The organism is Anaerosinus sp. (assembly GCF_965318445.1).
On record NZ_CBDNNH010000010.1, the window covers coordinates 127,767 to 154,278 of the forward strand.

34 protein-coding genes and 1 other annotated feature are annotated in these 26,512 nt (G+C 38.5%); all 34 genes read right to left on the reverse strand.

What is annotated here, in order from left to right; genetic code table 11:
- Nucleotides 1-2 precede the first annotated feature (2 nt).
- Nucleotides 3-1,259, reverse strand: coding sequence for a preprotein translocase subunit SecY (gene secY / locus ACWZFG_RS05455; RefSeq protein WP_177504458.1), 1,257 nt, complete (start codon nucleotides 1,257-1,259; stop codon nucleotides 3-5).
- A 1-nt stretch (nucleotide 1,260) separates the two neighbouring features.
- Complete coding sequence (gene rplO / locus ACWZFG_RS05460) at nucleotides 1,261-1,701, reverse strand: 50S ribosomal protein L15 (RefSeq protein WP_177504460.1); 441 nt, start codon at nucleotides 1,699-1,701, stop codon at nucleotides 1,261-1,263.
- A 19-nt stretch (nucleotides 1,702-1,720) separates the two neighbouring features.
- A complete protein-coding gene (gene rpmD / locus ACWZFG_RS05465; RefSeq protein WP_147670355.1) occupies nucleotides 1,721-1,906 on the reverse strand; it encodes a 50S ribosomal protein L30 in 186 nt (61 codons plus the stop codon).
- A gap of 13 nt (nucleotides 1,907-1,919) precedes the next feature.
- A complete protein-coding gene (gene rpsE / locus ACWZFG_RS05470; RefSeq protein ID WP_418627330.1) occupies nucleotides 1,920-2,420 on the reverse strand; it encodes a 30S ribosomal protein S5 in 501 nt (166 codons plus the stop codon).
- Nucleotides 2,421-2,444: 24 nt separating this feature from the next.
- On the reverse strand, nucleotides 2,445-2,807 hold the full coding sequence (rplR, locus tag ACWZFG_RS05475; protein WP_147670351.1) for a 50S ribosomal protein L18: 363 nt from the start codon (nucleotides 2,805-2,807) through the stop codon (nucleotides 2,445-2,447).
- Nucleotides 2,808-2,832: 25 nt separating this feature from the next.
- Nucleotides 2,833-3,381 carry a 50S ribosomal protein L6 gene (gene rplF / locus ACWZFG_RS05480; RefSeq protein WP_147670349.1) on the reverse strand — a complete coding sequence of 183 codons (549 nt, stop codon included), beginning with the start codon at nucleotides 3,379-3,381 and terminating at the stop codon, nucleotides 2,833-2,835.
- Nucleotides 3,382-3,410: 29 nt separating this feature from the next.
- Nucleotides 3,411-3,809 (reverse strand): 30S ribosomal protein S8, encoded by a 399-nt coding sequence (rpsH, locus tag ACWZFG_RS05485; RefSeq protein WP_147670347.1) that lies wholly within the window; start codon nucleotides 3,807-3,809, stop codon nucleotides 3,411-3,413.
- A gap of 27 nt (nucleotides 3,810-3,836) precedes the next feature.
- Nucleotides 3,837-4,022 carry a type Z 30S ribosomal protein S14 gene (locus ACWZFG_RS05490; RefSeq protein ID WP_147670345.1) on the reverse strand — a complete coding sequence of 62 codons (186 nt, stop codon included), beginning with the start codon at nucleotides 4,020-4,022 and terminating at the stop codon, nucleotides 3,837-3,839.
- Nucleotides 4,023-4,036: 14 nt separating this feature from the next.
- On the reverse strand, nucleotides 4,037-4,576 hold the full coding sequence (gene rplE, locus ACWZFG_RS05495; RefSeq protein ID WP_147670343.1) for a 50S ribosomal protein L5: 540 nt from the start codon (nucleotides 4,574-4,576) through the stop codon (nucleotides 4,037-4,039).
- A gap of 28 nt (nucleotides 4,577-4,604) precedes the next feature.
- A complete protein-coding gene (gene rplX / locus ACWZFG_RS05500) occupies nucleotides 4,605-4,931 on the reverse strand; it encodes a 50S ribosomal protein L24 (protein WP_418627329.1) in 327 nt (108 codons plus the stop codon).
- Nucleotides 4,932-4,948: 17 nt separating this feature from the next.
- Nucleotides 4,949-5,317 (reverse strand): 50S ribosomal protein L14, encoded by a 369-nt coding sequence (gene rplN, locus ACWZFG_RS05505; RefSeq protein ID WP_147670339.1) that lies wholly within the window; start codon nucleotides 5,315-5,317, stop codon nucleotides 4,949-4,951.
- A gap of 59 nt (nucleotides 5,318-5,376) precedes the next feature.
- Nucleotides 5,377-5,634 carry a 30S ribosomal protein S17 gene (rpsQ, locus tag ACWZFG_RS05510; RefSeq protein ID WP_147670337.1) on the reverse strand — a complete coding sequence of 86 codons (258 nt, stop codon included), beginning with the start codon at nucleotides 5,632-5,634 and terminating at the stop codon, nucleotides 5,377-5,379.
- A 46-nt stretch (nucleotides 5,635-5,680) separates the two neighbouring features.
- Nucleotides 5,681-5,884: a 50S ribosomal protein L29 gene (rpmC, locus tag ACWZFG_RS05515; RefSeq protein ID WP_147670335.1), complete on the reverse strand. Its 204-nt coding sequence runs from the start codon at nucleotides 5,882-5,884 to the stop codon at nucleotides 5,681-5,683.
- Nucleotides 5,874-6,335 (reverse strand): 50S ribosomal protein L16, encoded by a 462-nt coding sequence (gene rplP / locus ACWZFG_RS05520; RefSeq protein ID WP_147670332.1) that lies wholly within the window; start codon nucleotides 6,333-6,335, stop codon nucleotides 5,874-5,876. Before rplP ends, rpmC begins: the two co-directional genes overlap by 11 nt.
- On the reverse strand, nucleotides 6,335-7,006 hold the full coding sequence (gene rpsC, locus ACWZFG_RS05525; RefSeq protein ID WP_177504465.1) for a 30S ribosomal protein S3: 672 nt from the start codon (nucleotides 7,004-7,006) through the stop codon (nucleotides 6,335-6,337). Before rpsC ends, rplP begins: the two co-directional genes overlap by 1 nt.
- A 16-nt stretch (nucleotides 7,007-7,022) precedes the next feature.
- A complete protein-coding gene (gene rplV, locus ACWZFG_RS05530) occupies nucleotides 7,023-7,355 on the reverse strand; it encodes a 50S ribosomal protein L22 (RefSeq protein ID WP_147670328.1) in 333 nt (110 codons plus the stop codon).
- Nucleotides 7,356-7,378: 23 nt separating this feature from the next.
- Complete coding sequence (rpsS, locus tag ACWZFG_RS05535; RefSeq protein ID WP_177504467.1) at nucleotides 7,379-7,660, reverse strand: 30S ribosomal protein S19; 282 nt, start codon at nucleotides 7,658-7,660, stop codon at nucleotides 7,379-7,381.
- A gap of 62 nt (nucleotides 7,661-7,722) precedes the next feature.
- The gene (gene rplB, locus ACWZFG_RS05540) at nucleotides 7,723-8,550 is read right to left on the reverse strand and encodes a 50S ribosomal protein L2 (RefSeq protein ID WP_177504469.1); all 828 of its coding nucleotides are present in this window, start codon (nucleotides 8,548-8,550) and stop codon (nucleotides 7,723-7,725) included.
- Nucleotides 8,551-8,581: 31 nt separating this feature from the next.
- Nucleotides 8,582-8,869, reverse strand: coding sequence for a 50S ribosomal protein L23 (gene rplW, locus ACWZFG_RS05545; RefSeq protein WP_147670322.1), 288 nt, complete (start codon nucleotides 8,867-8,869; stop codon nucleotides 8,582-8,584).
- Nucleotides 8,869-9,492 (reverse strand): 50S ribosomal protein L4, encoded by a 624-nt coding sequence (gene rplD / locus ACWZFG_RS05550; RefSeq protein ID WP_147670320.1) that lies wholly within the window; start codon nucleotides 9,490-9,492, stop codon nucleotides 8,869-8,871. Before rplD ends, rplW begins: the two co-directional genes overlap by 1 nt.
- A gap of 34 nt (nucleotides 9,493-9,526) precedes the next feature.
- Nucleotides 9,527-10,168, reverse strand: a complete 642-nt coding sequence (gene rplC, locus ACWZFG_RS05555) for a 50S ribosomal protein L3 (protein ID WP_147670318.1) — start codon at nucleotides 10,166-10,168, stop codon at nucleotides 9,527-9,529.
- 15 nt (nucleotides 10,169-10,183) lie between these two features.
- On the reverse strand, nucleotides 10,184-10,495 hold the full coding sequence (rpsJ, locus tag ACWZFG_RS05560; protein WP_309320343.1) for a 30S ribosomal protein S10: 312 nt from the start codon (nucleotides 10,493-10,495) through the stop codon (nucleotides 10,184-10,186).
- A 157-nt stretch (nucleotides 10,496-10,652) separates the two neighbouring features.
- Nucleotides 10,653-11,840: an elongation factor Tu gene (gene tuf / locus ACWZFG_RS05565; RefSeq protein ID WP_177504471.1), complete on the reverse strand. Its 1,188-nt coding sequence runs from the start codon at nucleotides 11,838-11,840 to the stop codon at nucleotides 10,653-10,655.
- A 17-nt stretch (nucleotides 11,841-11,857) separates the two neighbouring features.
- Complete coding sequence (gene fusA, locus ACWZFG_RS05570; RefSeq protein ID WP_177504473.1) at nucleotides 11,858-13,936, reverse strand: elongation factor G; 2,079 nt, start codon at nucleotides 13,934-13,936, stop codon at nucleotides 11,858-11,860.
- A gap of 49 nt (nucleotides 13,937-13,985) precedes the next feature.
- On the reverse strand, nucleotides 13,986-14,456 hold the full coding sequence (rpsG, locus tag ACWZFG_RS05575; protein WP_147670310.1) for a 30S ribosomal protein S7: 471 nt from the start codon (nucleotides 14,454-14,456) through the stop codon (nucleotides 13,986-13,988).
- Nucleotides 14,457-14,489: 33 nt separating this feature from the next.
- The gene (gene rpsL, locus ACWZFG_RS05580) at nucleotides 14,490-14,870 is read right to left on the reverse strand and encodes a 30S ribosomal protein S12 (protein WP_177504476.1); all 381 of its coding nucleotides are present in this window, start codon (nucleotides 14,868-14,870) and stop codon (nucleotides 14,490-14,492) included.
- An 84-nt stretch (nucleotides 14,871-14,954) separates the two neighbouring features.
- On the reverse strand, nucleotides 14,955-15,200 hold the full coding sequence (locus ACWZFG_RS05585; RefSeq protein ID WP_177504478.1) for a ribosomal L7Ae/L30e/S12e/Gadd45 family protein: 246 nt from the start codon (nucleotides 15,198-15,200) through the stop codon (nucleotides 14,955-14,957).
- Nucleotides 15,201-15,517: 317 nt separating this feature from the next.
- Complete coding sequence (rpoC, locus tag ACWZFG_RS05590) at nucleotides 15,518-19,477, reverse strand: DNA-directed RNA polymerase subunit beta' (RefSeq protein WP_177504480.1); 3,960 nt, start codon at nucleotides 19,475-19,477, stop codon at nucleotides 15,518-15,520.
- Between the two features lie 20 nt (nucleotides 19,478-19,497).
- Nucleotides 19,498-23,238 carry a DNA-directed RNA polymerase subunit beta gene (gene rpoB / locus ACWZFG_RS05595; RefSeq protein ID WP_177504482.1) on the reverse strand — a complete coding sequence of 1,247 codons (3,741 nt, stop codon included), beginning with the start codon at nucleotides 23,236-23,238 and terminating at the stop codon, nucleotides 19,498-19,500.
- A 379-nt stretch (nucleotides 23,239-23,617) separates the two neighbouring features.
- Entirely contained in the window at nucleotides 23,618-23,986 is a 369-nt protein-coding gene (gene rplL / locus ACWZFG_RS05600; RefSeq protein ID WP_147670300.1) for a 50S ribosomal protein L7/L12, read from the reverse strand.
- A 57-nt stretch (nucleotides 23,987-24,043) separates the two neighbouring features.
- A complete protein-coding gene (rplJ, locus tag ACWZFG_RS05605) occupies nucleotides 24,044-24,574 on the reverse strand; it encodes a 50S ribosomal protein L10 (protein ID WP_147670298.1) in 531 nt (176 codons plus the stop codon).
- A 19-nt stretch (nucleotides 24,575-24,593) separates the two neighbouring features.
- Nucleotides 24,594-24,737: a sequence feature (ribosomal protein L10 leader region), on the reverse strand.
- 13 nt (nucleotides 24,738-24,750) lie between these two features.
- Nucleotides 24,751-25,449 carry a 50S ribosomal protein L1 gene (gene rplA / locus ACWZFG_RS05610; RefSeq protein ID WP_147670296.1) on the reverse strand — a complete coding sequence of 233 codons (699 nt, stop codon included), beginning with the start codon at nucleotides 25,447-25,449 and terminating at the stop codon, nucleotides 24,751-24,753.
- 59 nt (nucleotides 25,450-25,508) lie between these two features.
- Nucleotides 25,509-25,934 carry a 50S ribosomal protein L11 gene (rplK, locus tag ACWZFG_RS05615; RefSeq protein WP_177504485.1) on the reverse strand — a complete coding sequence of 142 codons (426 nt, stop codon included), beginning with the start codon at nucleotides 25,932-25,934 and terminating at the stop codon, nucleotides 25,509-25,511.
- A 28-nt stretch (nucleotides 25,935-25,962) separates the two neighbouring features.
- Nucleotides 25,963-26,493, reverse strand: a complete 531-nt coding sequence (gene nusG, locus ACWZFG_RS05620; protein ID WP_147670577.1) for a transcription termination/antitermination protein NusG — start codon at nucleotides 26,491-26,493, stop codon at nucleotides 25,963-25,965.
- Nucleotides 26,494-26,512: the final 19 nt, after the last annotated feature.

The window sequence follows — 26,512 nt, forward strand, 5'->3', positions numbered from 1 at the left end:
CCCTACTTCATGAATCCTTGATAGTGACGCATTAAGACCATAGCCTCAATTTGCTTCATCGTATCAAGTGCTACACCGACAATGATCAGTAGGGCAGTACCACCAAAATAAACCCCATCAATATTTGTAACAGCCGCGATAAAGTTTGGTAAGATTGCGATTAAAGCAAGGAAAACTGCTCCAGCGAGAGTAATTCTGGTCATAACGCGGTCTAAATATTCTGCCGTTGGCTTGCCAGGACGTAATCCCGGAATAAAACCACCGTATTTTTTCAGATTCTCTGCCATATCCGATATATTTACAGTAACCGCAGTATAGAAATACGTGAAGAAAATAATCATAAGCGCATAAAGCACTGTTTGAAGTGGAGTTCCCCACGCAAAATATCCCGCAATTGTTTTTACCCATCCAATATCAATAAACTGGGCAATAGTTACTGGAAACATCAGCACGGATGACGCAAAGATTATTGGAATAACACCCGCTTGATTTACTTTAAGCGGAATGTGTGTTGAATGACCACCATACATTTTGCGACCAACGACACGTTTTGCATATTGTACAGGAATGCGACGTTGACCTTGTTGTATTGCAATTACAAATACAATCATCGCAATTGCAATAATTGCAAACAATAAAACATTGAATAAATTAATTGCGCCTGCTTGTAAGTACTGCCAAATGTGCATTACCCCTTCAGGCAATCTTGAAACTATACCAGCAAAGATAATAAGAGATATCCCATTACCGATGCCTTTTTCAGTAATCTGTTCACCAATCCACATCAAAAATGTAGTACCAGCTGTAAGCGTAATTGCTATTAAAAGAATTGACGCGAACCCTGGATTTATGATCGCAGCTTTTAATCCATAAGCCATACCAATCGCTTGAATAAAAGCTAAAAAAACAGTTGCATACCGAGTAATACGGGTAATCTTCTTTCGCCCTTCTACTCCTTCCTTAGACCATTGCTCTAATTGTGGTACAACTACTGTTAATAATTGCATAATAATCGAAGCATTGATATAAGGTGTAATACTCATCGCAAATACTGAGAATTTACTTAAAGCACCACCGGAAAATAAATCCAAAAGGCCAAAAAGGTTGCCGCTCGTGAACAATTTTTCGATTACACTCGCATCAACACCCGGAACAGGAATATGAGTTCCTAGTCTGAAGATAGCAAACATCGTCAGTGTGAATACGATTTTTTGTCTGAGCTCAGTTATCTTGAGTATATTTGACAGGGCCGAAAGCACCTTAGATCACCTCGACTTTTCCGCCAGCTGCAGTGATCTTTGCTTCAGCGGATTTTGTAAAGCCGTTAGCGATTACAGTTAATTTCTTTGTTAATTCGCCGTTACCTAAAATACGCACGCCATCACGTACATTTTTAAGAATACCAGCTTCAATTAAAGTTACTGGTGTTACTTCAGCACCGTCTTCAAAACGATTTAAATCAGCAACATTCACTTCTGCATATTCTTTCCCAAAAATATTAGTAAATCCACGTTTTGGTAATCTACGGTAAATCGGCATTTGACCGCCTTCAAATCCTGTACGAACGCCACCACCAGAACGAGCATTTTGTCCTTTATGACCTCTACCGGATGTTTTACCTAAGCCAGAACCTAAACCACGACCAACACGGGTACGTACTTTTTTAGATCCAGGCGCTGGAGCTAATTCGTGTAATTTCATGCATAGCACCTCCTTGAACTTAGTCTTGCAATTCTTCAACTGTAACAAGATGTTCAATTTTATGAACCATGCCGCGAATCACCGCATTATCTTCTTGTTCTACTGATGAATTGATTTTTCTTAAACCTAAAGCCTTAACAGTAGCTCTTTGTTTTTCAGGTCTGCCGATCAGGCTTCTGGTAAGAGTGATTTTTAGTTTTGCCATCAAAAATTCCTCCTTAACCCAAAAGTTCTTGAACAGTTTTACCACGAAGTTCAGCTACTAATTCAGCTTTTTTCAATTGTTCTAAACCTTTTAACGTTGCACGAACCATGTTATTAGGATTAGATGAACCAAGTGATTTAGTTAGGATGTTATGGATACCAGCAAGTTCAAGCACGGCACGTGCAGGACCACCAGCAATAACTCCAGTACCTTCAGCAGCAGGTTTTAAAAGTACGCGACCTGCACCAAATACACCGATAATTTCATGTGGAATTGTTCTTCCTACTAACGATACGTTAATAAGATTTTTCTTAGCATCTTCGATGCCTTTTCTAATTGCTTCAGGAACTTCGCCAGCTTTACCTAAACCAGCACCAACGTGACCATTCCCATCTCCAACAACAACAAGTGCGCTGAATGAAAAACGACGTCCGCCTTTTACAACTTTAGCAACTCTGTTGATATAAACAACTTTCTCTTGTAATTCTAGAGAAGTGTAGTCTATTCTGGCCATAATTTACCTCCTTTTTTAAAACTTTTAGAATTTTAGTCCAGCTTCACGAGCTGCCTCTGCTAATGCTTTAATTCTACCATGATAGATATAACCACCACGATCAAAAACTACATCTTCAATACCTTTTTCTAATGCGCGTTTTGCAACTGCTGCACCAACTGCTTTTGCAGCTTCGATATTTCCGCCATAGTTCAATGCTAAATCTTTATCTTTAGAACTTGCTGCAACTAAAGTTACACCATTCACATCATCAATGATTTGCGCATAAACATTACTTAAGCTACGGAACACGTTTAAACGTGGTTTTTGAGCTGTACCAGAAATATTTTTACGTACTCTTAAATGACGTTTTTGACGAGCTTTATTTTTATCTGCTTTAAGAAGCAAGTTAGTCACTCCTTTCACTTAAAGATTACTTCTTGCCTTTACCGCCGGCTTTACCAACTTTACGACGAATAGTTTCACCTTCGTATTTAATACCTTTACCTTTGTAAGGTTCTGGTTCTCTGTATCCACGAATGTTAGCTGCCATTGCGCCAACTTCTTCTTTATTAATACCGGATACAATGATTTTATTTGGAGCAGGAACATCTAAAGTAATACCTTTAGGTGGTTCAACTACTACTGGATGAGAGAAACCAAGTGATAAGTTTACATTGTTACCAGCTTTCGCCGCTCTGTAACCAACACCATTGATTTCAAGAGTTTTTGTAAAACCGGTTGTTACGCCGATTACCATATTATTGATTAATGTGCGAGTAAGACCATGCAATGATCTATGTTCTTTTACATCGGAAGGACGTTTTACTGTAAGAACGTTACCTTCAATTTCAATAATCATATCTTTATGAAAAGCGCGAGTTAATTCGCCTTTTGGACCCTTTACAGTCACCGTATTATCTTCCATTTTTACTGTTACGCCAGCTGGAATCTCAATCGGTGCTCTACCAATTCTTGACATTCGTACACCTCCTAGCTACACAAACTATATTACCAAACGTAAGCGATTACTTCGCCACCAAGACCATTGCGACGAGCTTGCTTATCGCTCATCATTCCTTTTGAAGTAGAAACAATCGCGATCCCAAGTCCACCAAGTACACGAGGTAATTGCTCACTTTTTGCATATACACGTAAACCAGGTTTGGAAATACGTTTAATGCCAGTGATTACTTTTTCGCGATTAGGACCATATTTCAGGCTAATGCGAATAACACCTTGTTTATTGTCAGAAACGAAATCAAAATCTTTAATGAAGCCTTCTTCTTTTAAAATGTTAGCAATTGCTTCTTTAATTTTTGATCCCGGTATTTCTACTTTCTCATGATATACAGAATTTGCATTACGCAAACGAGTCAGCATATCAGCAATTGGATCAGTCATTACCATAGGTAGATATCCTCCTTCCGTTAATGTTTACCAGCTAGCTTTGGTTACCCCAGGGATAGCACCTTTGTAGCTTTGTTCTCTGAAACAAATACGGCACATTTCAAACTTACGAATAAATCCATGTGGACGGCCGCAAATTTTACATCTGTTATACGCACGAACTTTAAATTTAGGTTCGCGATTCCATTTCTCAATCATCGCCTTTTTGGCCACAATAAGTACCTCCTTTACGCGCTAAATGGCATTCCCATTAATTTTAGAAGCTCTCTCGCTTCTTCGTCTGTTTTTGCAGTTGTTACAATGATAATATTCATTCCACGAACTTTATCAATTTTGTCATACTCGATTTCAGGGAAAATTAATTGCTCTTTCAGACCCATGGAGTAATTTCCACGTCCATCGAATGCTTTTGCACTGATACCACGGAAGTCACGCACACGTGGAAGAGCAACATTCATAAATTTATCCATGAAATTGTACATGCGTTCACCGCGAAGTGTTACTTTCGCACCAATTGGCATGCCTTGACGTAATTTCCAAGCAGCTAAAGATTTCTTAGCACGAGTAAGCACTGGCTTTTGACCAGAAATAAGAGTTAAATCTGCTACTGCTGAATCAAGAACTTTAGGATTACCTACAGCCTCACCAACACCCATGTTAATTACGATTTTTTCTACTTTAGGAATTTCCATTACGTTTTTATATCCGAACTTTTCAGTCATAGCCGGAGCTACTTCATTAAGGTATTTCTCTTTCAGTCTATCCACTGACAGGTTACCTCCTTTCCATCATTTCTTATTTATCAACGATTTCGCCGCATTTTTTGCATGCGCGAACGAATTTACCATTTAATTCTTTTTTCGCAATACGAGTTGCTTTAGAGCATGCAGGACAAACCAACATAACTTTTGCAACACTCATTGGAGCTTCTTTTACCACGATGCCACCTTGTGGAGCACTTTGGCTAGGTTTTGTATGACGTTTTACTTTGTTTACGCCTTCAATAACAACCTTAGCTTTTTTCGGTAATGCTTCAATGATTTTCGCTTGTTTGCCTTTATCTTTGCCGGATAAAACAAGAACTGTATCGCCTTTTTTTACGTGCAATTTACTTTGTGACAAACTAGGCACCTCCTACCTTAGATTACTTCTGGAGCTAGGGATACGATCTTCATGAAATCTTTTTCACGCAACTCTCTAGCTACTGGTCCAAATATACGAGTACCTCTAGGTGTCTTATCATCTTTGATCACTACCGCAGCATTTTCATCAAAGCGAATATAAGAACCGTCAGGACGACGTAAACCTTTTTTAGAACGTACAACTACAGCTTTAACAACATCACCTTTTTTTACCATACCACCTGGAGATGCGGATTTAACTGCAGCTACAATTACGTCACCAATGTTAGCAAATTTACGGTAAGAACCACCAAGCACACGAATGCACATGATTTCTTTCGCACCAGTATTATCACCAACATTAAGCATTGTTTGTTGTTGAATCATTGTTTTCCCTCCTTTATGAAATTCTTCCATTCATAGAGAATACAAAAGTCGTTGTATTCTTATTTAGCTCTTTCAAGAACTTCAATAACTCTCCAACGTTTGTCTTTCGACAATGGACGAGTTTCCATGATTTCAACAGTATCGCCAATATGGCTGTCATTGTTTTCATCATGAGCTTTAAATTTTACAGTCTTTTTCACTGCTTTTTTGTAAAGTGGATGTTGCTCTAAATCTTCAACAGCAACTACAACTGTTTTATCCATTTTGTCGCTCACAACTTTACCGATTCTAGTTTTACGTTCATTTCTTTCACTCATGTAAAAAGCCTCCTTCCGTTGCATATCATTCTAGCCGTCGAAATCCTTACGCTTGCTCAGCTTTTAACTCTTGCTCACGTTGGATTGTCTTAATACGGGCAATCGTTTTCTTTACTTCTTTGATACGCATTGGATTTTCAAGCTGACCAGTAGCAAGTTGAAATCTGAGGTTAAATAATTCTTCTTTTAGGGAAGCAAGTTTTTGGTTAAGTTCACCAGCACTCATATCGCGTATATCATTAACCTTCATTTACTTCACCGCCCTCCGCTTGCGCTTTCGCCTGCGCTATTGATTGTGCTTTTGTTACGAATTTTGTTTTAATAGGAAGTTTGTGTGCTGCAAGACGCATAGCTTCTTTAGCTACTTCTTCAGCAACGCCATCCATTTCAAACATGATACGACCTGGTTTTACTACTGCTACCCAGTATTCAGGTGAACCTTTACCACTACCCATACGAGTTTCAGCAGGTTTTGCAGTTACAGGCTTATCAGGGAATATTTTAATCCAAACTTTACCACCACGTTTGATGTAACGAGTCATCGCAATACGTGCAGCTTCAATTTGTCTATTTGTAATCCATGCTGGTTCAAGCGCTTGTAAGCCAAATTCACCATGACTTACTGTGTTACCTCTTAGCGCTTTACCTTTCATACGACCACGGAACTGTTTACGGTGTTTCACTCTTTTTGGTAATAACATTATGCTTCGCTCCCTTCAACTTCGGCAGCAGCAGGTCTTTTTACTTCTGGTAAAACTTCACCTTTGAAGATCCATACTTTTACGCCAATTAAGCCGTAAGTTGTATGTGCTTCAGCAGTACCGTAATCAATGTCAGCTCTTAAAGTATGAAGTGGAATACTACCTTCACGATAAGATTCACTTCTTGCAATTTCAGCACCGCCTAAACGACCGCCTACCATTACTTTAATACCTTTCGCGCCCATACGCATTGTACGACCAACAGCTTGCTTCATCGCACGACGGAACGCAATACGACGTTCTAATTGAGCTGCAATATTTTCAGCAACTAATGTTGAATCAAGATCAGGTTGTTTAATTTCAGCAATATTGATATCAACGTGTTTAGTTGTTAATTTTTTTAAGCCTTTTTTAATAGTTTCAATTCCTGAACCGCCACGACCGATAACCATACCTGGTTTCGCTGTGTGAATCGTTAATTTTAAACGATTTTGTCCACGTTCAGTTTCAATTCTTGATACGCCCGCAGTACGAAGTGATTCTTTCAAATACTTACGAACTTTTATATCTTCATGCAAATTATTTGCATAATCTTTATCAGCATACCACTTAGCATCCCATGTTTTTACAACACCAAGACGTAAGCCATGTGGATTAACTTTTTGACCCAATTCGTTTCCCTCCTTCTTATCTTTCTTTTACAACAACTGTTACATGACTGGAACGTTTTAGGATTTTAAACGCTTGCCCACGGGAACGTGGATGAATGCGTTTTAATGTAGGTCCTTGATCTACATATGCTTCTGCAACGTATAATTTATCAACATTCATATCAAAGTTATGTTCAGCATTTGCTACCGCTGAGCCTAACACTTTTTCTATTACATCAGCACCAACTTTTGGTGTGAATTTTAAAATCGCAAACGCTTCTGCAACGTTTTTGCCACGGATTAAGTTCATGACAATACGAATTTTACGAGGCGTAATACGAATATATTTTGCAACTGCTTTAGCTTCCACAGATTAGCCTCCTTTCGGCAAAACTACTTAAGTGATGTACGTCTTTCTTCGCCAGAATGACCCTTAAATGTACGAGTCGGTGCGAATTCACCAAGTTTGTGACCTACCATATCTTCTGTTACATAAACAGGTACATGTTTACGTCCGTCATGTACTGCAATAGTATGACCAACAAAACTAGGAAGAATAGTAGAACTACGTGACCAAGTCTTTATAACCTTTTTTTCATTAGCATCATTCATAGCGTCAATTTTTTTCATTACGCTTTCATGCACATAAGGTCCTTTTTTAATCGATCTTGACAACGATGTATCCTCCTTTCGCAAGGCAGCGATGCTGCTCGTATAAAATGTGTTTTAATTATTTATTATTTCGTGCGAGCTTTAACAATAAGTTTGTCAGAAGCTTTTTTACGACGAGTTTTAGCACCCATAGCACATTTACCCCATTTAGTAACTGGATTTTTACGACCAACTGGGCTACGGCCTTCACCACCACCATGTGGATGGTCATTAGGGTTCATTGCAACACCGCGGGTTTCTGGGCGAACGCCTTTCCAACGATTACGGCCTGCTTTACCAATTGTAATATTTTCATGTTCAAGATTACCAACTTGACCGATTGTTGCACGGCAGTTGATGTGAACTTTTCTTAGTTCACCTGATGGCATACGAAGCAGTGCATAATCTCCCTCTTTCGCCATTAGTTGAGCACCTGTACCAGCAGAGCGAACTAACTGTCCACCTTTACCGATTTTTAACTCAATGTTATGAAGCATAGTACCAACTGGAATATTTTTAATAGGTAATGCATTACCTGGTTTAATATCAGCATCAGGACCACTTACAACTTTATCTCCAACTTTTAAACCGTTTGGAGCTAAGATATAACGTTTTTCACCGTCAACGTAGTTTAAAAGTGCAATACGCGCTGAACGATTAGGATCATATTCAATTGTTGCAACATTTGCAACGATACCATCCTTATTACGTTTGAAGTCAATGATTCTATAACGACGTTTATGACCGCCGCCTTGATGTCTTACAGTTAAACGACCTTGTTGATTACGACCGCCAGTTTTATTAAGCGATACAACAAGAGATTTTTCTGGTTTATCAGTAGTAACTTCATCGAAACTAGCTACTGTCATAAATCTTCTACCTGCAGAATATGGTTTAAAACTTTTTACTGCCATTGGGTTACCTCCTTTTCCAAAAAATCAGCTATTATACGCCCTCGAAGAATTCAATGCTTTCTCCTGGAGCAAGTTTAACAATAGCTTTTTTATAGTCTGGGCGTTTACCTTGAGTACGCCCCATACGTTTTGTTTTTCCTAAAACACGAACTGTGTTTACACTTGCAACTTTTACTTTGAAGATTTCTTCGACAGCTGCGCCGATTTCAATCTTGTTAGCACCCTTTGCTACAACGAAAGTATATTTACCTTCTTGCATTAAAGCAGTGGACTTTTCAGTTACAAGTGGACGGATTAAAATATCACGTGCATTTGCCATTACGCAAGTACCTCCTCAATGCGGGTAACTGCATCTTTAGTAATGAAAAGCTTATTATGATTTAAGATATCATAAACATTAAGCCCACAAGAACTAATAGCTTTTACACCAGGAATATTACGGGAAGATTTCTCCACGTTTTCAATCATATCAGCTGTAATGATAAGAGCTTTCTTATCAAAGCCAAAATCTTTCATCATTTGTACAACATTTTTAGTTTTAGGTGCTGCAAAATCAATGCTGTCAACTACCACTAATTCACCATTTTGTACTTTTGAAGATAACGCACATTTAATTGCTAAACGACGTTGTTTGCGAGGCATTCTGAATGCATAAGAACGAGGTGTTGGTCCAAAAACTGTACCACCGCCTACCCAAATTGGGGAACGAGTACTTCCTGAACGAGCACGACCTGTACCTTTTTGTTTCCAAGGCTTACGGCCACCACCACGTACTAAACCTCTAGTTTTTGTTGCATGAGTACCAAGACGTTGGCTTGCAAGTTGCATTACCACAGCTTGATGAACAAGAGCTTCATTCACTTCTACGCCAAATACGCTTTCATTTAATTCTAACTCGCCGGCCTCTTTGCCTGCGATTGTATAGACTGCTACTTTAGGCATAATATAGCACATCCTCCTTTCGAGCTACAAGAGCTTATTTCTTAGGTTTTACAGTATTTCTTATCACTACGAAGCTACCCTTAGGTCCAGGAATAGCACCTTTAATTAAAACTAAATTACGTTCAGCATCTACTCTAACAATGCTTAAACGTTGAATTGTTACTTTATGAGCACCCATGCGGCCTGGTAATTTTTTACCTTTTAGTACTCTACCGCCGCCACCACTGATCATTGCACCAGTTGAACCTGGTTCACGATGTGACTTGGAGCCATGCCCCATAGGTCCGCGTCTGAAATTGTGACGTTTGATACCGCCAGCAAAGCCTTTACCTTTTGCAGTACCAGTTACATCAATCAATTCACCAGCACTAAATATGTCAACGCCGATAACATCACCGACTTTATATTCAGAAGCATCAGTTAAGCGCATTTCACGAATAAATTTTACAGGAGTTACACCAGCTTTAGTGAAATGACCTTTCATTGGTTTCGTAACTTTTTTATCTTTAACAGTACCAAAACCTAATTGTACCGCATTATATCCATCGTTTTCAACAGTTTTGTTTTGAACAACAAAGTTTTTACCGGATTCAACAACAGTTACAGGAACTACTTTGCCTTCTTCAGTAAAGATCTGTGTCATACCAAGTTTTTTACCTATAATTGCTTTAGCCATTTATTCCACCTCCTCTTACAATTTAATCTCGATATCCACACCAGCTGGCAAATCTAAGCGCATTAAAGCATCTACAGTTTTGGAAGTTGGTTCTAAAATGTCAATTAGACGTTTATGTGTGCGCATTTCAAATTGCTCACGAGAGTCTTTATTAACATGTGGAGAACGTAGGATTGTAAAGATTTTTTTCTCCGTAGGTAGTGGAATTGGACCAGATACCATTGCACCTGTTCTTTTTGCAGTTTCAACAATTTTCACCGCGCTTTGATCAAGTGCTTTATGGTCATATGCTTTTAAACGAATTCTAATTTTTTGTTGTTTTGGCAATTTAATTTCCTCCTTATCGCCCTTTTCTAGAACGGACATTTCTCCGCGCAAGTTCCCTTATCAATGATAAGCAATCTTCCACGTCATCGCATTTGGGGTACCAAAAGCCTTTTTTATAGGGGCGACTTCTGTCGCCCCTATAAAGCTAAGACTATAATTATGCTTCAATGGAAGTTACTACGCCAGCGCCTACTGTACGGCCACCTTCACGAATAGCGAAACGAAGACCTTCTTCAATAGCGATTGGAGTGATAAGTTCGATTGACATTTGAATGTTATCACCAGGCATAACCATTTCTACACCTTCTGGTAAGTTAACTACGCCAGTAACGTCAGTTGTACGGAAGTAGAACTGTGGACGATAGTTAGTGAAGAAAGGAGTATGACGTCCGCCTTCTTCTTTGGATAAAACGTAAACTTCACCTTTGAATTTAGTGTGAGGTTTAATGGAACCTGGTTTTGCAAGTACTTGACCACGTTCGATTTCTTTACGGTCAACCCCACGAAGTAACGCACCGATGTTATCACCAGCAACAGCTTGGTCTAACAATTTACGGAACATTTCAACACCTGTAACAGTAGTAGATTTAGGTTCATCGTTCATACCAACGATTTCAACTACGTCACCAACTTTGATTTCACCACGTTCAACACGGCCAGTTGCTACTGTACCACGACCAGTGATTGTGAAAACGTCTTCGACTGGCATTAAGAAAGTTTTATCAGTATCACGAACTGGAGTTGGGATGTATTCATCAACAGCATCCATTAATTCAAAAATTTTAGCTGTATAAGTTGCATCACCTTCAAGAGCTTTAAGAGCTGAACCAGTGATTACAGGAATGTCATCACCAGGGAAGTCATAGCTGGAAAGAAGTTCGCGAACTTCCATTTCTACCAATTCCATAAGTTCTTCATCATCAACCATATCTGCTTTGTTTAAGAAAACAACCATAGCAGGTACGCCTACTTGACGAGAAAGAAGAATATGTTCACGAGTTTGTGGCATAGGACCATCAGCAGCACTTACAACTAAGATAGCACCATCCATTTGTGCAGCACCAGTAATCATGTTTTTTACATAGTCAGCATGGCCTGGGCAGTCAACGTGAGCATAATGTCTTTTTTCAGTTTCATACTCAACGTGGGAAGTGTTGATTGTGATACCACGTTCTCTTTCTTCTGGAGCTTTATCGATCATGGAGTAATCCATGAAATCAGCGCCGCCTTTTTCTGCTAATACTTTTGTAATTGCAGCAGTTAAAGTAGTTTTACCATGGTCAACGTGACCAATTGTACCAATGTTTACATGTGGTTTACTTCTTTCAAACTTTTGTTTTGCCATTGTTAAAAAATCCTCCCTTATTCGCCTTTGTTTTTAGCTGTAATAGCTTCTGATATATTTTTAGGAACTTCATCATAATGTGAAATTTCCATGGAGTAATTACCACGACCTTGTGTTTTAGAACGTAGGTCTGTTGCGTAACCAAACATTTCAGAAAGTGGAACGAATGCATTTACTACTTGAGCACCTGCGCGTGGTTCCATTCCTTCTATACGGCCACGTCTCGAGTTGATATCACCGATAACATCGCCCATATACTCTTCTGGAACAACAACTTCAACTTTCATATATGGTTCCAAAAGTACTGGAGTTGCTTTTTGAGCACCAGCTCTAAAGCCCATGGAACCAGCAATTTTGAACGCCATTTCTGAAGAGTCAACATCATGATAAGAACCATCATAAACAATAACTTTAATATCAACCATTGGATAACCAGCAACAACACCGTTTTCCATAGCTTCTTTTACACCAGCTTCGATTGGACTAATATATTCTCTAGGAATCGCCCCACCGACAACTTTATTTTCAAAGCTAAAGCCAGCACCTGGCTCTTGAGGAACAAGTTCAAGCCAGCAATGACCGTATTGACCACGACCACCAGATTGGCGAACAAATTTTCCTTCGGATTTAACCGTTTTACGGATTGTTTCACGATAAGCAACTTGTGGCTTACCTACATTACAATCCACTTTAAATTCACGAAGCATACGGTCAACAATGATATCAAGATGAAGTTCACCCATACCGGAAATGATACATTGACCAGTTTCTTGGTCTGTAGCCATGCGGAATGTAGGATCTTCCTCAGCAAGTCTTGCAAGTGCAATACCCATTTTTTCCTGATCGGCTTTTGTTTTTGGTTCAACAGCAACCGAAATAACAGGATCTGGGAATTCCATGGATTCTAAAATGATAGGTGCTTTGTCATCACAAAGAGTATCACCTGTTGTAGTATCTTTTAAACCAACGGCTGCCGCAATATCACCACTGTAAACCATTTCGATTTCTTCACGACGATTCGCATGCATTTGTAAGATACGACCAATACGTTCTTTCTTGCCTTTTGTGGAGTTAAACACATAAGAACCTGAACCGATTATGCCAGAGTACACACGGAAGAACGCCAATTTACCAACATAAGGGTCAGCCATAATTTTAAACGCTAAAGCAGAGAACGGAACCTCGTCACTAGCTTCACGATGATCTTCTTCACCACTATCAGGATTAACACCTTTAATAGCTGGAATATCAAGTGGAGATGGCATATATTCAATTACTGCATCAAGCATCGGTTGAACACCTTTATTCTTGTAAGAAGAACCACAAAGAACAGGAGTCATTTTGCAATCAATTGTAGCTTTACGAATAGCTGCTTTAATTTCTTCTGTTGTTAATTCTTCACCTTCAAGATATTTCATCATCAACTCATCATCAGATTCTGCAACAGCATCCAATAAGATTTGACGATATTCTTCAGCTTTTTCCTTCATTTCATCAGGAATTGCAACTTCTTCACTCACTTTGCCAAGTTCATCTGTATAGATGATAGCATCCATTTTAATCAAATCAACCATACCAATAAAATCTTCTTCAGAACCGATTGGCAATTGAAGTGCTACCGGATTAGCATTTAAGCGAGTTTTCATCATATCAAGAACACGGTAAAAATCCGCACCCAAGATATCCATTTTATTTACGTAAGCCATACGTGGAACATGATATTTATCTGCTTGACGCCATACTGTTTCAGATTGAGGTTCAACTCCACCTTTTGCACAGAATACAGCAACAGAACCATCAAGTACTCTCAACGAACGTTCTACCTCAACTGTAAAGTCCACGTGCCCTGGTGTGTCAATGATATTAATGCGATGATCTAGCCATTGGCAAGTAGTAGCAGCAGAAGTAATGGTAATACCTCTTTCTTGCTCCTGCGCCATCCAGTCCATAGTTGCCGCACCTTCATGAGTTTCACCAATCTTGTGCACTTTCCCAGTGTAAAACAGAATACGTTCAGTAGTAGTGGTTTTTCCGGCATCTATATGAGCCATAATACCAATGTTCCGAGTCTTTTCAAGTGGAAACTGTCTACCCACTATTACATCGCTCCTTAATTAAGTATAGAGATAAAAGTCTATTTAGATACTACCAGCGATAATGAGCGAATGCTTTATTAGCTTCAGCCATCTTATGAGTATCTTCTTTTTTCTTAATTGCTGCTCCTGTATTATTCGCAGCATCCATTAATTCAGCAGCTAATCTTTCATTCATTGTTTTTTCACCACGTAGTCTAGCGTAGTTCACAACCCAACGAATACCTAATGTCATACGACGATCAGGACGAACTTCTACTGGAACTTGATAGTTAGCACCGCCGACACGACGAGCACGAACTTCTAATACTGGCATTACATTTTTCAAAGCAGTTTCAAACACTTCTAATGGATCTTTACCAGTTTTTGCTCTGATACTTTCAAATGCATCATAAACAACTTTTTCTGCAACGCTTTTTTTACCAGATAACATAACTTTGTTAATAAACTTAGTTACGACTTTGGAATTATACACCGGATCTGGTAACACGTCACGTTTTGGTACAGCACCTTTTCTTGGCATATAAATCCCCTCCTATTGGAAATTATCTTCAAATTATTTTTTTTGTTTAGCGCGTTTCGCACCGTATTTAGATCTACCTTGCATTCGATTTTGAACGCCAGCAGTATCTAAAGCACCGCGAACGATATGATAACGAACACCTGGTAAATCTTTTACCCTGCCGCCTCTAATCAATACAACGCTATGTTCCTGAAGATTGTGACCAATACCAGGGATATATGCAGTTACTTCAATGCTATTAGTTAAACGAACCCTTGCGACTTTTCTTAATGCAGAGTTAGGTTTTTTAGGAGTAGTTGTATATACTCTCGTACACACACCGCGCTTTTGTGGACATTCTTTCAAAGCTGGCGATGCGGATTTCTTAGTCATACTTTCTCTACTTTTACGTACTAATTGGCTAATTGTAGGCATACATGCACCTCCTTCCTCAAAATAAAGATTCATTATTTAATAACCTCAACTCAATTTATAAAAGAGTTGAAATTTTTAACAAAATTACTTTAGAATAGCGACCGCCGCTGCCCCGACTTCAATTTTGCAAGCTTCACCAAGTTCAGCCATCGTATATTCTTCAGAAAAAAGAATATTTTTCGCTTCGCATAATTTTTTTAGCGGAACAATTACACGCGCATCAGCATCATTTCCTAAAAAAACACTTTCTACTACATCTTTATTAATAGATTTTGTGACTTGCTTGATGCCAATAACTCGATTCGCATTCTTCAAACGATTAAGCGCCATAATTTTCACTCCCGTGTTTCACAGATGATTCTTCTCATTTCTGGCACTCGTATATAATACCATTTGAAATAATCATTGTCAACACTTATTTAATCAATATTTTTAAGTACACGGTGCGTGGTGTGTCATTAATTCATTATAACAGAAATCCAGAAAATTATACCTTTTATTTCTATTTTTTATTTTTTTTAAATCGTCTATTATTAATCTACATCTATATTAAAAGAAAGATTTTAAAATTTTCATAATATGAAAGCAACAAATTCCTATTAATTCTTTATAAAACAAAAAAAGAGGACGAAAATCGTCCTCTTTTCTTATTCTTCAGTTGCAACAACTTCATCTTGTGATGGATGATTTTTTACAACATTAATATTACGATAACGTGTCATGCCAGTACCAGCTGGTACTAATTTACCGATAATAACATTTTCCTTTAAGCCGAGCAATGGATCAACTTTACCCTTTATTGCTGCATCAGTAAGAACACGTGTTGTTTCTTGGAATGATGCTGCAGATAGGAAGGAATCAGTAGCAAGAGAAGCTTTTGTAATACCAAGTAAAATTGGTCTAGCAACTGCGGGTTCTCCGCCAACTTCAATCGCTTTTGCATTTTCAGCCTCAAAGTTGTTTACATCAATATATTCACCAGGTAAGAAATCCGTATCACCAGATTCTTCAACTTTAACTTTATGAAGCATTTGACGAACCATAACCTCAATATGTTTATCATTAATTTCAACACCTTGAGATTTATATACTTTTTGTACTTCATATACTAAGTAACGTTGTGTAGCCTTTAAACCACAAACCCTTAGAATATCGTGTGGATTGATAGATCCTTCCGTAAGTCTATCTCCAGCTTCTACCATTTGTCCATCTTTCGCAATAATGCGTGCACCGTAAGGAATTTGGTAAACACGTTCTTCGCCAGTTTCTGGGAAGATAGTTACTTTGCGCATCCCTTTTGTATCTTTAACTTCAGCGCGACCATCAATTTCAGCAATGATGGATTGACGTTTCGGTTTACGAGCTTCAAATAACTCTTCGACACGTGGCAAACCTTGTGTAATATCGTCACCGGCTACCCCACCCGTATGGAACGTACGCATTGTAAGCTGTGTACCAGGCTCACCGATAGATTGTGCTGCAATAATACCAACAGCTTCACCGACATCCACCTGATGACCTGTTGCCAAATTACGTCCATAACATTTGATACATACACCAAATTGTGACTTACAAGTAAGTACAGAACGAATTTTTACTTTTTTACGTACTTTACAAATACGTTCTGCTAAATCTTCATCTACTGCTTGATTAATTGCTGCAATAACTTCTCCTGTTTCAGGCTCAACAATATCTTCTGCAAGAACACGACCGGCAATACGATCTTTTAAGTGTTCAATAACAGCAGCACCTTCCATAATTGCCTGAACTTCAATACCGCGAATATTATTGTTACGAACTCGTACCTCTTTTGCATCGCTAGCTAGAATTGCTTCAATATGATCTTCTGTAAGCGGTACATTTGCAGGTACAATTTCATTTTCATCTTGATCAAACACAGCACTTGTTGTATTTTTACCAAGCATTTCGCGAATCATTGATTTTTTGATTGTCTCACGAACATGTTCTTCTGGCGCACCTAATGTGATTGTTTCTGTTGTCGTTGCATTGCTGATATCTCCTTCATAAGAAGTACCACGTACAACGATTTCAGGAATTGAATGTTCAGCAATAAGCTTAAGATTTTCTTCATCAAGCACTGTTTCAATAGGAATGATTACTTCGCCCGTTTTCGGATCAGTTACTTCCGCTGCAAGCAAGCGTCCTAATAAAGAATCTTTTAAGAACTCAATTGCTCCACTTGTAGAGTTTGCCAATTTCGCACGTTCACGAACTAAATTGATACCTACAATATCACAATCATCTTCACGAACAATTACATCTTGTGCAACGTCAACAAGACGACGTGTCAAATATCCAGAATCGGCTGTTCTAAGAGCTGTATCCGCAAGTCCTTTACGAGCACCATGCGTAGAAATAAAGTACTCTAATACCGTTAATCCTTCACGGAAATTTGCTTTAATTGGTAAGTCGATAATTTTACCTGATGGATCCGCCATAAGTCCGCGCATACCAGCGAGCTGACGCATCTGTTGGATATTACCGCGGGCTCCAGAGTTAGCCATCATGTAAATCGGATTAAATCTATCCAAGTTATCCATCATGGCTTTTGTTACATCATCTGTAGCTTTCGTCCATAAGCTGATAACTTTGTTATATCTTTCATCATCGGTGATGAGTCCACGACGATATTGTCTTTCGATCGAATTAACTTGTGCTTCCGTATTTGCAAGAATTTCTTTCTTCTCTTTCGGAATTTTGATGTCGGCAATCGCAACTGTCATACCAGCACGACAAGCATAAGAATAACCAAGATTTTTTACACGGTCAATAACTTCTGCAGTTTTTGCATTACCAAAGTTACGGTAACAGTTACCAACAAGTTTACCAAGGTTTTTCTTATCCATAAGAATACCTAAGCACCATTCCTCATTATCATCTTTATAATAATAACGAATTTCTGGTGGCAAGCTTTCATTAAAGATCATACGGCCAAGCGTGGTGTTAACCATACCATAACCTTCAACGCGCACTTTAATTTGCGCTTGCAATGATAATTCTTTATGTTGATAAGCAAGCAATGCTTCATTAATGCCAGTCATTACTTTGCCTTCACCTAAAGCACCTGGTTTAACAATTGTTAAATAGTACGCTCCAAGTACCATATCCTGCGTAGGAACAGCAACTGGGCGACCATCTTTCGTCGAAAGAATATTGTGTGCTGAAAGCATTAAGATACGTGCTTCTGCTTGTGCTTCTGCTGATAGTGGTAAATGGATCGCCATTTGGTCACCATCAAAATCGGCATTGTAAGCAGTACATACAAGTGGATGTAATTTTAACGCACGCCCTTCTGTAAGTACAGGTTCAAATGCTTGAATTCCTAATCTATGAAGCGTTGGTGCACGATTTAAAAGTACTGGATGCTCTTTAATAACTTCTTCAAGTACATCCCAAACTTCTGGCCGAATTCTTTCCACCATACGTTTTGCACTCTTAATATTATGTGCGTGACCAGCATTCACTAATTTTTTCATTACAAATGGCTTGAATAATTCAAGTGCCATTTCTTTAGGTAAACCACATTGATGTAACTTAAGCTCCGGTCCAACAACGATAACGGAACGACCAGAATAGTCAACACGTTTACCAAGTAAGTTTTGACGGAAACGCCCTTGTTTACCTTTAAGCATATCGCTCAAAGATTTAAGCGGACGATTTCCTGGGCCTGTTACTGGACGGCCACGACGACCATTATCGATTAATGCATCCACCGCTTCTTGTAACATTCTTTTTTCGTTACGAACAATAATATCGGGTGCACCCAAATCAAGTAACCGTTTTAAACGATTATTACGATTAATAACACGACGATATAAATCATTTAAATCAGAAGTAGCAAAACGGCCACCATCTAGTTGAACCATTGGACGTAATTCCGGTGGAATTACTGGTACAACATCCATGATCATCCACTCTGGTTTATTGCCAGATTTGCGGAAAGCTTCAACTACTTCCAAGCGACGAATCGCACGAATTTTACGTTGCCCGCTCACTTCTTTTAATTCTTGACGTAATTCTTTGCTCATTTTTTCTAAATCAAGTTCAGCAAGAAGCTTTTTAATAGATTCAGCACCCATACCAACTTTAAATGCTGCACCGTATTTATCTCGGTTTTCACGATACTCATTTTCTGTTAAAAGTTGTTTTTTTATCAAAGGAGTATCTGCAGGATCAAGTACGATATAAGAAGCAAAATATAAAACTTTTTCTAATGATCTAGGTGATATATCTAGAATCAATCCCATGCGACTTGGTATGCCCTTGAAATACCAAATATGCGATACTGGGGCAGCAAGTTCAATGTGCCCCATTCTATCACGACGTACTTTCGAACGCGTAACTTCAACACCGCAACGATCGCAAATAATACCTTTATAACGAATACGTTTATACTTACCGCAATGACATTCCCAGTCACGTGTTGGTCCAAAAATCTTTTCACAGAATAAACCCTCACGTTCTGGTTTCAATGTACGATAATTAATTGTCTCTGGTTTTTTCACTTCACCATGTGACCATTCTCTGATCTTTTCTGGCGAAGCTAAACCTATACGCATCGAATCAAAATTGTTTACATCCAACAAGGGGGTGTCACTCCCTTCTATTATTCGAAGTCATCTTCGACTAAATCATCAATTTCTAAAGATACATCAGCATCTTCATCGTCCAAATTCTCATCATTCGGGAATTTTCCAAGTTCAGCAATAATATCTAAATCAGCTGTATCAGGTTCAGCCTCTTCATTTCCTTCAGCATCATCGTTATATGCCTCAGGTTCTAAAGCTGGCTCCGTTGGTGGCTTTGGTTGTACGCCATCCACATTTAGATCTAATTCTTTTGCTGTTTCATTAATATCTTCATCTGTATCACGAATCATAATTTCTTGCGCATCTTCAGTTAATACTTTAATGTCAAGTCCAATACTTTGTAGCTCTTTAATCAATACCTTAAATGATTCTGGTACACCTGGTTCTGGTATATTTTCGCCTTTTACGATCGCTTCATACGTCTTAACACGTCCGACAACATCATCAGATTTTACTGTTAAGATTTCTTGCAATGTATAAGCAGCACCATAAGCTTCTAATGCCCAAACTTCCATTTCCCCAAAACGTTGTCCACCAAATTGAGCTTTACCACCCAATGGTTGTTGCGTTACTAAGGAGTACGGACCAGTTGACCGAGCATGAATCTTATCGTCAACTAAATGCGCCAATTTTAACATGTAAACACAGCCAACAGTTACAGGGTTATCAAATGGATCTCCTGTACGACCATCGTAAAGAATCGTTTTACCATCATCACGAAGGCCAGCTGCTTTTAATGTTGAAAACACTTCTGTCTCTTTCGCACCGTCGAATACTGGAGTTGAAATATGAATACCCGCAACATCAGGTACCGGCATACCATTTTTATCTATATCATAACCTAAGTCACGTAATCTAGTTTCTACTGTAGGATCACCAGCTTTAATCTGCATACCAAGTGCACGAGCTGCCATACCTAAGTGAGTTTCAAGTACCTGACCAATATTCATACGCGAAGGTACACCTAATGGGTTAAGTACAATCTGTACTGGCGTTCCATCTGGTAAAAACGGCATATCTTCCTCACGCATAATACGTGAAACAACCCCTTTATTACCATGGCGACCGGCCATTTTATCGCCGACAGAAATCTTACGTTTCTGTGCAATATAACAACGTACAAGATGATTTACTCCTGGTGGCAATTCGTCACCATTTTCACGACTGAACACCTTAACATCAACAATCTTACCAGCTTCTCCATGTGGTACACGAAGTGATGTATCACGTACTTCACGAGCTTTTTCACCGAAAATTGCCCGAAGTAACCGTTCTTCCGCCGTAAGCTCAGTTTCGCCTTTCGGCGTTACTTTACCTACCAAGATATCTCCTGGACGAACTTCAGCACCAATGCAGATAATACCGCGATCATCTAAATCACGTAAAGCTTCTTCAGCTACATTTGGAATATCACGTGTAATTTCTTCTGGCCCAAGTTTTGTATCACGAGCATCACATTCATATTCTTCAATATGTATGGAAGTATAGATATCTTCTTTTACTAATTTTTCACTAAGTAAAATCGCATCCTCGTAATTGTAACCTTCCCAAGGCATAAATGCTACCAACACATTATAACCAAGAGCTAATTCTCCATTGTCAGTCGCCGGACCATCAGCAAGAACTTGTTTTTTTACAATTACATCGTCTTTATGAACAATTGGACGCTGATTAATGCAAGTACCTTGGTTAGAACGAAGGTACTTTTGCATTTTATAAATATCTAACGCACCTTTTTCAGTGCGAATATGAATTTCATCTGCTGTTACTTTTTCAACCACACCAGAATTTTTAGCAAGAATCATTACCCCTGAATCGCAAGCAGCTTTATATTCCATACCAGTTCCAACAATCGGAGCTTGTGTACGAAGTAAAGGTACCGCTTGACGTTGCATGTTCGCCCCCATTAAGGCACGATTCGCATCATCGTTTTCAAGGAAAGGAATCATTGCCGTTGCTATAGATACAACTTGTTTTGGCGAAACGTCCATATAGTCTACGCTTTCCCCCGGAACGAGTAATGTATCATGTTTATAACGCGCTGTAACGCGCTCATCAGCAAACCAGCCATCATCATTTAATTCTTGGTTTGCCTGTGCAACAATCATTTCATCTTCTTCATCGGCAGTTAGATAACGAACATCATCTGTAACTTTGCGATTTACTTTATCTACTTTACGATATGGAGTTTCAATAAAACCAAATTCATTAATTCTACCATAAGTAGAAAGCGAACCAATCAAACCGATGTTAGGACCTTCTGGTGTTTCAATTGGACACATACGGCCATAGTGAGAGTGATGGACGTCACGAACTTCGAAGCCCGCGCGTTCACGACTTAAACCACCAGGACCTAATGCACTTAAACGGCGTTTATGTGTCAATTCACTTAATGGATTATGTTGGTCCATGAACTGTGACAACTGGCTGGAACCAAAGAATTCTTTAATCGCAGCTACAACTGGACGGATGTTAATTAAAGCCTGAGGGGTAATTACATCAACGTCTTGAATTGTCATACGTTCTTTTACGACACGTTCCATTCTGGATAAACCAATTCTAAATTGATTTTGCAACAATTCACCAACAGAACGAACACGTCTATTCCCTAGATGATCGATATCATCAGTATTGCCGAACCCATCCATTAAGTTTAATAAGTAGTTAATTGAAGCAATAATATCTTCTTTTGTAATTGTTCTATGTTTATACGGTAAAGTAGGCGAACAAATCATTTTGATTGGATTACCATCTTTATCCTTAATTTTAATTTCAATTACTTGATCTGCTTCAAATAATTTAACTTCATCAAGCTCTTCTAGCATACTTTCCGTAACAACGGTATCTGCTGGAAGAATGATTTCCCCTGTTTCTTTATCAACAATAGGCTGATAAAGAGTTTTACCCATCAAACGTCTCTTCCAACCTAATTTTTTCGTCAATTTATAACGACCAACCGTAGCTAAATCATAACGTTTTGGATCAAAGAATAATGATTCTAATAATTGGGTAGCATTATCTACAGTTGGAGGTTCACCTGGACGAAGTCTTTTATAGATTTCAACCAAGGCTTCTTCTCTTGAATCCGTATTATCGCGTTCTAAAGTCGCTTTAATACGAACATCGTCACCAAATAATTCTGAAATCATCATATTAGACCCATAGCCTAATGCACGAATCAATACAGTTACAGGTAACTTACGAGTTCTATCAACTCGTACCGAAATAACATCATTCGCATCTGTTTCTAATTCTAGCCACGCACCGCGATTCGGAATTACCGTAGCATTGTACAATTTTTTACCACTAGCATCAATCGTTTCACCATAGTACGCTCCTGGAGAACGTACTAACTGACTTACAATAACACGTTCCGCACCGTTAATAATGAACGTACCAGTATCAGTCATTAACGGAAAATCGCCCATAAACACTTCTTGTTCTTTTATTTCGCCTGTTTCACGATTAATCAATCGTACATTTACTCTTAGTGGTGCAGAATGCGTTACATCACGTTCTTTGCATTCATCAACATCGTATTTCGCTTCACCTAAGTTAAAAGCTTCAAACGATAACACTAAGTTTCCTGTAAAATCCTGAATAGGTGAAATATCGTGGAAGATTTCCTGTAAACCTTCCTTCAAAAACCACTCATAGGAATTTCTTTGAATATCAAGAAGATGAGGCATGTCCAGTACTTCTTTAATTTTTGCATAGCTATACCTGACTCTTTTGCCCACCGGAACAGGATTGAACATTAAATCCTTCACCCCTTAGCCCAATTTGACTAAACTTCGCAGTCATGGCAGGATAAAAATGATAAATGGAGAAGATATATAATATCAAAAAAAGACAAGGCTTTTGCTAAATAACATTTCACCTTGCTTTTTTATTGATGAGATACCATCTTCATCCTCCATTATATTACTATTTCCTACCAGTTCGCATGTTATACCTAAATTGAATATTTTTATTGCAGAAACCTACACAATCGTAGAAATATGTATTTTTATTATACGTTCTGCATTAAAAAATATTATCACAAACATCTTCATTTGTCAATCTTTTATTTATGAATTTATAGCAAAATTAAAGAGTACCTTTTGGGTACTCTTTAATTTTTCATCTCAGCCAAAATTATTTAACTTCTACAGTTGCGCCAGCTTCTTCAAGTTTTGCTTTAAGAGCATCAGCATCAGCTTTACTTACTTTTTCTTTTACAGCTTTAGGAGCACCATCAACTAATTCTTTAGCTTCTTTAAGACCTAAGCCAGTTGCTTCGCGAACAGCTTTGATAACATTAATTTTGCTAGCACCAGCAGATGCTAAGATAACGTCAAATTCGCTTTTTTCTTCAGCAGCAGCAGCGCCAGCTACAGGAGCAGCAGCCATAGCTACAGGAGCAGCAGCGGATACACCAAATTTTTCCTCTAAAGCTTTTACTAATTCAGATAATTCAAGAACTGTCATGTTCTCAATAGCTTCCATAATTTGTTCTTTATTCATTATAAAATACCTCCAAAAATTCATTTTTATTAATTTATTGTTTTATTAATTCACGCATCACGCAGATTCTTTTTGTTGACGAATTGCATCAAGCGCATAAACCACATTGCGGATAGAACCTTGCAATACATTGACAAGACCAGCAATCGGGGATTGCATACCAGCAAGAACTTGTGCAATAAGCACTTCGCGTGCAGGTAATGCAGCAAGAGCTTTAACGCCATCGGCGTCAATTACTTTGCCTTCTACAAGACCAGCTTTTACTTCTAGAGCTTTTAATTTGTTTTCTTTAATAAACTCAGAAATAAGTTTTGCTGGAGCTACTGGATCAGTCGCAGAAATTGCGATTGCAGTAGTACCTTCAAGATATTGTTCTAAACCTTCAATACCTAACTCATTAGTCGCAATGCGAAGCATTGTATTTTTTACAACACGATACTCAACACCCGCTTCACGTAGTCTAGCACGAAGTTCAGTATCTTGAGCAACACTTAAACCACTATAAGTAGTTAATACAGCACCTTGGGCACTGCCAATTTTTTCTTTCAAACTAGCAACAACTGCTTGTTTTGCTGAAGTTACAGCCATGAACTACACCTCCTCTCATTAAATAACGCGAAAAGACCTCCGGCAGTAAATACCGGAGGTCGTAAATGGCAATGTAAGCCATACTTAAATCTCCGACCTCGGCAGGAGGACTACTCCATTATGCATACGCACCTGCTATCTACAGCCTTAAAAATTATTAAGTTGTAAGACTAAAATTAGCCTTTGGCGGAAACTTTAAGTGGATTAACCTTAATGCCAGGGCCCATAGTTGCGCTTACAGAAATTGAACGCATATATTGACCTTTAGCAGCAGCAGGTTTCACTTTATTCAATGTATCAATTAAGGTCTGGAAGTTTTCTAATAACTTCTCAGCATCGAATGACACCTTACCGATAGGAGCATGGATATTTCCAGCTTTATCTGTACGGTATTCGATTTTACCTGCTTTAATTTCATTAATAGCACGAGTAAGGTCTAAAGTTACAGTACCAACTTTAGGATTTGGCATTAAACCTCTTGGACCAAGGATTTTACCTAAACGTCCAACCGTACCCATCATATCAGGAGTAGCTACAGCAACATCAAAGTCTGCCCAGCCTCCTTGAATTTTTGCAACAAGTTCATCAGAACCAACAAAATCAGCACCAGCTGCTTCTGCTTCTTTCACTTTGTCGCCCTTAGCAAATACTAACACACGTTTACTTTTACCAGTACCATGTGGTAATACAACAGCACCACGAACTTGTTGATCAGCATGTTTAGGATCTACACCTAATTTTACAGCAAGTTCAACACTTTCGTCAAATTTAGCTGTAGCCGTTTTTTTCACAAGCTCAATCGCTTCTTGCGGATCATATAATTTATCTTCAATAAGTTTTGCAACTTCTTGATATTTTTTACCGAATTTTGGCATCTTTCTTTCCCCTTTCGTGGTAATAGCGGTTATTCCTCCCACAGATATCAAATGCAGAATTAATCTACGATTTCGATACCCATACTGCGAGCAGTACCTTCAATCATGCGAGTAGCAGCTTCAAGGTTAGCAGCATTTAAATCTTTCATTTTGCTTTCAGCAATTTCCATAGCTTTAGCACGTGGTAATTTAGCAACTTTCTTCTTGTTAGGTTCACCAGAAGCAGTTTCAATACCAGCAGCTTTTTTAAGAAGAACAGCAGCTGGAGGAGTCTTCGTGATAAATGTAAAGGATCTATCTTCAAAAACTGTAATCTCAACTGGAATAATAAGTCCAGATTGTTGTGCAGTTCTTTCGTTAAAGTCTTTTACGAAAGCCATGATATTAACACCAGCTTGACCTAGTGCAGGACCAACTGGAGGAGCTGGAGTAGCTTTACCAGCAGGGACTTGCAATTTTACAAGTTTAACAACTTTTTTCGGCATTTGTATTACACCTCCTTAATATAAACCATTAAATCTTTTCTACTTGAGTAAAATCCAGTTCAACTGGAGTTTCACGTCCAAACATACTAACAAGAACTTTTATCTTGCTACGTTCAGGATTAATTTCTGTCACTGTAGCTTCAAAATTCTCAAAAGCACCAGAAGTAATTTTCACCGCTTGTGATACTTCAATATCAAACTTCGGCTTCAACTCTTCGATCCCCATGGATTTAAGAATTCGTTTCACTTCAGCATCTGTCAAAGGTATAGGCTTCGTTCCAGAACCAACAAACCCAGTAACACCCGGTGTATTACGAACAATATACCAAGATTTATCACTTACAATCATTTCAACCAATGCATATCCAGGAAAAACTTTTTTCTTCGTGACTTTCTTTTGGTCACCTTTGTATTCAACTTCATCTTCCATAGGAACAACAATGCGAAAAATCTCATCTTCCATTCCCATAGAATGAACTTTACGTTCTAGATTAGCTTTTACTTTATTTTCATAGCCTGAATATGTATGGATTACATACCATTTTTTTTCGGATTCCATCACTTAAGGGACGACAACT

What these genes read in the sequence shown, in the direction of transcription:
- rpsG (WP_147670310.1), bottom strand. Translation starts at nt 14,456, where the DNA reads ATGCCAAGAAAAGGTGCTGTACCAAAACGTGACGTGTTACCAGATCCG.
- rpoB (WP_177504482.1), bottom strand. Translation starts at nt 23,238, where the DNA reads ATGTTCAATCCTGTTCCGGTGGGCAAAAGAGTCAGGTATAGCTATGCA.
- rplK (WP_177504485.1), bottom strand. Translation starts at nt 25,934, where the DNA reads ATGCCGAAAAAAGTTGTTAAACTTGTAAAATTGCAAGTCCCTGCTGGT.
- tuf (WP_177504471.1), bottom strand. Translation starts at nt 11,840, where the DNA reads ATGGCAAAACAAAAGTTTGAAAGAAGTAAACCACATGTAAACATTGGT.
- rpsE (WP_418627330.1), bottom strand. Translation starts at nt 2,420, where the DNA reads ATGGCCAGAATAGACTACACTTCTCTAGAATTACAAGAGAAAGTTGTT.
- rplA (WP_147670296.1), bottom strand. Translation starts at nt 25,449, where the DNA reads ATGCCAAAATTCGGTAAAAAATATCAAGAAGTTGCAAAACTTATTGAA.
- rpsL (WP_177504476.1), bottom strand. Translation starts at nt 14,870, where the DNA reads ATGCCTACAATTAGCCAATTAGTACGTAAAAGTAGAGAAAGTATGACT.
- rplL (WP_147670300.1), bottom strand. Translation starts at nt 23,986, where the DNA reads ATGAATAAAGAACAAATTATGGAAGCTATTGAGAACATGACAGTTCTT.
- rplF (WP_147670349.1), bottom strand. Translation starts at nt 3,381, where the DNA reads ATGTCAAGAATTGGTAGAGCACCGATTGAGATTCCAGCTGGCGTAACA.
- rplW (WP_147670322.1), bottom strand. Translation starts at nt 8,869, where the DNA reads ATGGCAAATGCACGTGATATTTTAATCCGTCCACTTGTAACTGAAAAG.
- rplD (WP_147670320.1), bottom strand. Translation starts at nt 9,492, where the DNA reads ATGCCTAAAGTAGCAGTCTATACAATCGCAGGCAAAGAGGCCGGCGAG.
- rplN (WP_147670339.1), bottom strand. Translation starts at nt 5,317, where the DNA reads ATGATTCAACAACAAACAATGCTTAATGTTGGTGATAATACTGGTGCG.
- rplO (WP_177504460.1), bottom strand. Translation starts at nt 1,701, where the DNA reads ATGAAATTACACGAATTAGCTCCAGCGCCTGGATCTAAAAAAGTACGT.
- rpmC (WP_147670335.1), bottom strand. Translation starts at nt 5,884, where the DNA reads ATGAAGGTTAATGATATACGCGATATGAGTGCTGGTGAACTTAACCAA.
- nusG (WP_147670577.1), bottom strand. Translation starts at nt 26,493, where the DNA reads ATGGAATCCGAAAAAAAATGGTATGTAATCCATACATATTCAGGCTAT.
- rpsQ (WP_147670337.1), bottom strand. Translation starts at nt 5,634, where the DNA reads ATGAGTGAAAGAAATGAACGTAAAACTAGAATCGGTAAAGTTGTGAGC.
- rplP (WP_147670332.1), bottom strand. Translation starts at nt 6,335, where the DNA reads ATGTTATTACCAAAAAGAGTGAAACACCGTAAACAGTTCCGTGGTCGT.
- rplJ (WP_147670298.1), bottom strand. Translation starts at nt 24,574, where the DNA reads ATGGCTGTAACTTCAGCAAAACAAGCAGTTGTTGCTAGTTTGAAAGAA.
- ACWZFG_RS05585 (WP_177504478.1), bottom strand. Translation starts at nt 15,200, where the DNA reads ATGGCGCTTAATCGTTTGAAGAATGCGAATCGAGTTATTGGCATCAAG.
- rpmD (WP_147670355.1), bottom strand. Translation starts at nt 1,906, where the DNA reads ATGGCAAAACTAAAAATCACTCTTACCAGAAGCCTGATCGGCAGACCT.
- rplC (WP_147670318.1), bottom strand. Translation starts at nt 10,168, where the DNA reads ATGGCTAAAGCAATTATAGGTAAAAAACTTGGTATGACACAGATCTTT.
- rpsH (WP_147670347.1), bottom strand. Translation starts at nt 3,809, where the DNA reads ATGGTAATGACTGATCCAATTGCTGATATGCTGACTCGTTTGCGTAAT.
- rplB (WP_177504469.1), bottom strand. Translation starts at nt 8,550, where the DNA reads ATGGCAGTAAAAAGTTTTAAACCATATTCTGCAGGTAGAAGATTTATG.